This window comes from Candidatus Symbiopectobacterium sp. NZEC135 (genome assembly GCF_025962695.1).
In genome coordinates this window covers 1-5,321 of record NZ_JAGFPF010000113.1, presented here as the reverse complement: position 1 = coordinate 5,321, position 5,321 = coordinate 1, and the positions used below count along the sequence as shown (strand labels likewise).

At 56.8% G+C, this 5,321-nt stretch carries 3 protein-coding genes and 3 pseudogenes; all 6 read left to right on the top strand.

Annotated features, from left to right (window positions below):
• A pseudogene (locus J5224_RS23195) lies at positions 1 to 955 on the top strand (sigma 54-interacting transcriptional regulator); the annotation flags it as partial.
• Between the two features lie 208 nt (positions 956 to 1,163).
• A complete protein-coding gene (gene atoD / locus J5224_RS23190; RefSeq protein WP_264627602.1) occupies positions 1,164 to 1,823 on the top strand; it encodes an acetate CoA-transferase subunit alpha in 660 nt (219 codons plus the stop codon).
• A gap of 2 nt (positions 1,824 to 1,825) precedes the next feature.
• A complete protein-coding gene (locus J5224_RS23185; RefSeq protein WP_264627601.1) occupies positions 1,826 to 2,491 on the top strand; it encodes a 3-oxoacid CoA-transferase subunit B in 666 nt (221 codons plus the stop codon).
• A pseudogene (locus J5224_RS23180) lies at positions 2,488 to 3,731 on the top strand (TIGR00366 family protein). The gene J5224_RS23185 and the pseudogene J5224_RS23180 overlap by 4 nt, the downstream one beginning before the upstream one ends.
• 30 nt (positions 3,732 to 3,761) lie before the next feature.
• The gene (locus J5224_RS23175) at positions 3,762 to 4,946 is read left to right on the top strand and encodes an acetyl-CoA C-acetyltransferase (RefSeq protein WP_264627600.1); all 1,185 of its coding nucleotides are present in this window, start codon (positions 3,762 to 3,764) and stop codon (positions 4,944 to 4,946) included.
• Positions 4,947 to 4,996: 50 nt separating this feature from the next.
• A pseudogene (locus tag J5224_RS23170) lies at positions 4,997 to 5,098 on the top strand (helix-turn-helix domain-containing protein); the annotation flags it as partial.
• Positions 5,099 to 5,321: the final 223 nt, after the last annotated feature.

Sequence of the window (5,321 nt, the reverse complement as noted above, 5' to 3'; positions counted from 1 at the left end):
GGGGGCACATACTGACCAACAGCCCACGGATGATGGAGATCTGCCGCGACACGGCCAAGATCGCGCTCAGTCAGGCCAGTGTGTTGATCAGCGGTGAAAGCGGCACCGGCAAAGAACTGATCGCCCGCGCCATTCACTACAACAGCCGGCGAGCCAACGGCCCCTTTATCAAAATCAACTGCGCCGCGTTGCCGGAATCGTTGCTGGAAAGCGAGCTGTTCGGCCATGAGAAAGGGGCCTTTACCGGCGCGCAGGTGCAGCGACAAGGACTGTTTGAGCGCGCCCATCAGGGAACACTGCTGCTGGATGAAGTGGGCGAAATGCCGCTCAATTTACAGGTAAAACTGCTGCGCGTGTTGCAAGAACGCGAGTTTGAACGGGTAGGAGGGCACAACACGGTAAAAGTGGATATCCGTATCATTGCAGCCACTAACCGCAACCTCGCCGCGATGGTCGATAGCGGCGATTTCCGGCAGGATTTGTTTTATCGCCTGAATGTGATCCATCTGGAAATTCCCCCGTTACGCGAACGCCAGCCAGATATTGCGCTGCTAGCCAATCACTTCCTGCAAAAGTTCTGTGCGGAAAATCAGCGCGAAATCATTGATATCGATCCGGCAGCGCTGGCGGCTCTGCAAGCCTGGCACTGGCCGGGCAATATTCGCGAGTTATCGAATGTGATTGAGCGTGCGGTGATCATGAGCACCGGCGTGGTGGTTTTCGCCGACGATTTGCCAGCACAGCTGCACAGTGCAGCCACCAGCGCCGATGGGGAAAGTCCAGCCTGAAAGAAGAGATTAAACGCTACGAGAAGCAGGTGATTATTTCCACGCTGGAAAAACATCAGGGCAACCGCACCCACAGCGCATTACAGTTGGGTATCAGCCGCCGGGCGCTGATGTATAAACTGCAAGAATACGGCATCGATACCCTTCTTCCGAAAACGGACGCCTGACCCGCCTTTGCCTGAGAAGGAATTTGCGCACTGTGCAAATTCCTTCTCACTTCCCGCCGCCTACCTGACACCGTTTACGGTTAAAGATACAAAACCAACTCATTGAAAAAAATCATAAATAAAAAATTTATTGCCTGAAAAACACAGCTGGCACCCGCCTTGCTATTCCCTGCCCGTACCCACTTCGGCGTATACAAAGGGAAAAATAATGAAAGATAAACATCTTACCTTACCGCAGGCTAGCCGCTTGTTCCGTGATGGCATGACCATCATGGTGGGCGGTTTTATGGGAATTGGCACGCCCCCCCGTCTGGTTAATGCGTTACTCGATTCCGGCGTGCGCGACTTGACGCTGATCGCCAACGACACCGCGTTCGTCGATACCGGCATTGGCCCGCTGATCGTCAACGGCCGGGTGAAGAAAGTGATCGCCTCACACATTGGCACCAACCCGGAAACCGGTCGCCGCATGATTAACGGCGAAATGGAAGTGCAACTGGTCCCGCAAGGAACCCTTATCGAGCAGATCCGTTGCGGCGGTGCCGGGCTGGGCGGCGTGTTGACGCCAACTGGGGTTGGCACCGTGGTGGAAGAAGGCAAACAGCGGATCACGCTGGATAACGTCACCTATCTGCTGGAACGCCCACTGCGCGCAGATTTAGCACTGATTCGCGCCCATCAGGCCGATGCGCTCGGCAATCTAACCTACCAACTCAGCGCCAGAAACTTCAACCCGCTGCTGGCTCTCGCCGCAGATATCACGCTGGTCGAACCGGATGAGTTGGTCGCTATCGGCGACATCGAACCGGATCGGGTGGTCACGCCCGGTGCCCTGGTTGATTACATCATTACCTCCGAGGAGCGTTAATCATGGATGCCAAACAACGTATCGCGCGCCGCGTGGCGCAAGAACTGCAAGATGGCGATGTGGTCAATCTGGGGATTGGCCTGCCGACGCAGGTGGCTAACTATCTGCCGGAAGGCATTGATATCACCCTGCAATCAGAAAATGGTTTTCTTGGCCTCGGCCCGATAACCGAACCGCATCCCGATCTGGTCAACGCGGGTGGGCAACCCTGCGGCATTCTGCCCGGCGCAGCGATGTTCGACAGCGCGTTCTCCTTTGCCCTGATCCGTGGCGGCCACGTGGATGCCTGCGTACTGGGCGGCCTGCAAGTGGATGAAGAGGCCAACCTGGCTAACTGGGTTGTTCCCGGCAAGATGGTACCCGGCATGGGCGGCGCGATGGATTTGGTTACCGGTGCGAAGAAAGTGATCATCGCCATGGAACACTGCGCTAAAGACGGTAGCGCAAAAATTCTCAAACGCTGCACCATGCCGCTCACCGCACAGCATGCCGTCCATATGCTGGTCACTGAATTGGCGGTATTCCGTTTTATTAACGGCGCCATGTGGCTCACCGAAATCGCACTGGGCCACGACGTGGACAGTATTCGCGCCAAAACCGAAGCGCACTTCGACGTGGCAGAACCGCTGCAACCGATGTGGCAAGCCACTGTCGGGGGTGATGCATGATAGGGCGTATCTCGCGTTTTATGACGCGCGTCGTCAGCCGCTATCTGCCCGATCCGCTGATTTTCGCCATGTTGTTAACGCTGATTACCTTCGGCGTGGCGCTCTGGCTCACGCCACAAACGCCGCTCAGCATGGTGAAACTGTGGGGGGATGGTTTCTGGAATCTGCTGGCGTTCGGCATGCAGATGGCGCTGATCATTGTCACCGGCCATGCGCTGGCGAGCTCACCACCGGTCAAACGCCTGCTGCGTCTGGCGGCTTCCGCCGCCAAAACGCCGGCACAGGGCGTGATGCTGGTGACGTTTTTCGGCTCCGTCGCCTGCGTGATCAACTGGGGCTTCGGTTTGATCGTCGGTGCGATGTTTGCGCGCGAAGTGGCGCGCCGTGTACCCGGATCGGACTATCCGCTCCTGATCGCCTGCGCCTATATTGGTTTTCTCACCTGGGGTGGCGGTTTCTCCGGCTCAATGCCTCTGCTGGCGGCAACACCCGGCAATCCGGTAGAGCATATCGCCGGTCTGGTGCCGGTGTCTCACACCCTGTTTACCGGTTTTAATCTGTTTATCACGCTCGGCCTGATCGTCGTCATGCCGTTTGTGACCCGCATGATGACGCCGCGACCCAGCGATGTGATAACCATCGATCCTGCGTTGTTAAAGGACGATACCGACTTCCAGAAAACCTTGCCTGCCGATGCGCCGCCTTCTGAACGTTTGGAAGAGAGCCGCATTCTGGCACTGATTATCGGCGCATTGGGTGTCGTTTATCTGGGCATCTACTTCGCGGAGAAAGGGTTCAACATCACCATCAACACCGTCAACATGATGTTCATGATTGCCGGTCTGCTGCTGCATAAAACCCCCATGGCCTATATGCGGGCTATCAGCGCCGCGGCGCGCAGTACCGCCGGTATTCTGGTGCAGTTCCCGTTCTACGCCGGTATTCAGCTCATGATGGAACATTCCGGACTGGGCGGTCTGATCACCGAATTTTTCATCAACGTCGCCAATAAAGACACCTTCCCCGTCATGACCTTCTTCAGCTCTGCGCTGATCAACATTTGGGCAAATCAGTGATGGCTATCGCCTATGGCGAGCAGTGGATGAACATGGCCCAGCCCTTCTGGGCGCTGCCCGCGCTTGCCATCGCAGGGCTGGGCGTGCGCGACATCATGGGGTATTGCATCACTGCGCTGCTGTTCTCCGGGGTGATTTTTGTCGTGGGTTTGACGTTCTTTTAACGTCGCGGTGATGAAACAGAGGAAAAAAACATGAAAAACGTCGTTATCGTGAGTGCAGTACGTACCGCCATCGGCAGTTTCAACGGATCGCTTGCCGGTGTGAGCGCGGTCGATTTGGGGGCTACCGTTATCAAGGCGGCATTAGAGCGCGCCAGCCTTGATGCGGAACGTGTCGATGAAGTGATTATGGGCAACGTGTTGCAAGCGGGCCTGGGGCAGAACCCGGCGCGTCAGGCGTTGCTGAAAAGCGGGCTGGCAGACACGGTGTGTGGCTACACCGTCAACATGGTGTGCGGATCGGGACTGAAAAGCGTGGCGTTAGCCGCTCAGGCGATTCAATCCGGTCAGGCCACCACGCTGGTGGCGGGTGGCATGGAAAACATGAGCCAGGCCCCTTACCTGCTTGATGCCAAAGCGCGCTGGGGCTACCGTCTCGGCGATGGGCAGCTGTCAGACGTTATCCTGCGCGATGGCCTGATTTGCGCCACCCACGGCTATCATATGGGCATTACCGCAGAAAACGTCGCCAAAGCCTATGACATCAGCCGCGCCATGCAGGATGAAGCGGCGCTCATCTCCCAGCAACGGGCGGTTGCGGCAATTCAATCCGGTGCGTTCGCTGCCGAAATCATCCCCATCACCGTCAAACAACGCAAAAAAGAGGTCGTGTTCCACACCGATGAGTTTCCCAAAGCGGACTCTACGCTGGAAGGGCTGGCAGCACTGCGTCCGGCCTTTGACAAAGCGGGCACCGTAACCGCCGGGAATGCCTCGGGCATCAATGACGGGGCAGCGGCGCTAGTGATAATGGAAGAAGACACCGCGCGGGCTGCCGGGCTGACACCACTGGCGCGTATCCGCGGTTATGCCAGCGGCGGCGTAGCCCCGGCGCTGATGGGCATGGGCCCCGTGCCCGCCACGCAAAAAGTCCTGCAACAGACAGGATTGCAGATTGATGATTTCGATCTGATCGAAGCCAACGAAGCCTTTGCCGCCCAGTTCCTGGCGGTAGGCAACACGTTGAAGTTCGATCGGGAGAAAGTTAACGTCAACGGCGGAGCGATGGCGCTCGGCCACCCGATTGGCGCCAGCGGCGCGCGCATTCTGGTGACGCTGCTGCATGCGCTGCGGGCGCGTGATAAAACGCTGGGGCTGGCAACGCTGTGCATCGGCGGCGGCCAGGGCGTGGCACTGGCCATTGAGCGTCTTGACTGATTTTACGCTGCCACATCAGGGATAACGCAGCGGTAAACCGGCGGCAGCCTATGCGTCGCTTCGCAGAGGCTTGCCGCTTTGTTTTTAACCGTACGCTGACACTTCAGAATAAGCACCATGAGGCGGGGAATAAGTCTATTTCCTATGCAAAAAAATCCTGAGTAAACAATCAATATCGTCATTTACAGAACCGCAGTCTCTTCACTTTATTTTTACCGTAGTGCAGACAGAAACCAACTATACCGGCGTTGACCTGCCGGAGAACTTCTTATCAGTACAATAGTTTCCTTTTCTCAAGCAGAGTCCATGGAGAAGGTTTTGCATCAACATCACGATTTCTCTTTTACGCGTGTTCCCCTTTCAGCCAGGCATAAT

Excerpts from the sequence above, each read along its gene's own strand:
- J5224_RS23175 (WP_264627600.1), top strand. The coding sequence starts at position 3,762 with ATGAAAAACGTCGTTATCGTGAGTGCAGTACGTACCGCCATCGGCAGT.
- atoD (WP_264627602.1), top strand. The coding sequence starts at position 1,164 with ATGAAAGATAAACATCTTACCTTACCGCAGGCTAGCCGCTTGTTCCGT.
- J5224_RS23185 (WP_264627601.1), top strand. The coding sequence starts at position 1,826 with ATGGATGCCAAACAACGTATCGCGCGCCGCGTGGCGCAAGAACTGCAA.